Annotated in this window: 1 pseudogene; it reads left to right on the forward strand. The window is 68.6% G+C overall.

Annotated elements, in window-relative coordinates:
• Window positions 1–841 (forward strand): annotated as a pseudogene (locus BIU95_RS13360) (excinuclease ABC subunit A); the annotation flags it as partial.

The raw sequence follows: 841 nt of genomic DNA on the forward strand, positions 1-841 counted from the left end.
GACCTACTCCGAGAACCTCTCCTGCCCGAACAACCACCCCCTGGCGCTCACCGAGATCGAGCCGCGGACGTTCTCGTTCAACGCCCCGTTCGGTGCCTGCCCCGAGTGCTCCGGCCTCGGCACGCGCATGTCGGTCGACCCCGACCTGGTGCTCGGCGACCCCGAGGCATCGTTGCGTGACGGCGTCCTGCTGCCCTGGACCGGCACCAGCGGGCTGTACTCCTACTTCGAGAAGCTGCTCGGCGGCCTCGGCAAGGAGCTCGGCTTCTCGCTCGACACCCCGTGGAACCAGCTCGACCCCGCGGTCCAGGCGTCGATCCTGACCGGCAAGGACTTCCAGGTCTCGGTCTCCTGGCGCAACCGCTTCGGCCGCGAGATGCGGTACACGAGTGGCTTCGAAGGCGTCATGCCCTACATCGAGCGCAAGTTCGCCGAGGCCGAGTCGGACTCGCAGCGGCAGCGCTTCCAGGGCTACCTGCGCGAGGTCCCGTGCCCGGTGTGCGAGGGAACCCGCCTCAAGCCCGAGGTGCTCGCGGTGACGGTGAACGACCGCAGCATCGCGGACGTCACCGACATGTCGCTCGACAACGCGTACTCGTTCATGGACGAGCTGACGCTGACCGACCGCGAAGCGCACATCGCCGCGGCGGTGCTGCGTGAGATCCGCGCGCGTCTCGAGTTCCTGCTCGAGGTCGGTCTGAACTACCTCACCCTGGCGCGTGGTGCCGGTGGCCTCTCCGGTGGCGAGGCACAGCGCATCCGTCTGGCGACGCAGATCGGCTCCGGCCTGACGGGCGTGCTCTACGTGCTCGACGAGCCGAGCATCGGCCTGCACCAGCGT

The sequence above is a fragment of the Curtobacterium sp. MCBA15_007 genome, assembly GCF_001864905.1.
Taxonomy (GTDB): domain Bacteria; phylum Actinomycetota; class Actinomycetes; order Actinomycetales; family Microbacteriaceae; genus Curtobacterium; species Curtobacterium poinsettiae.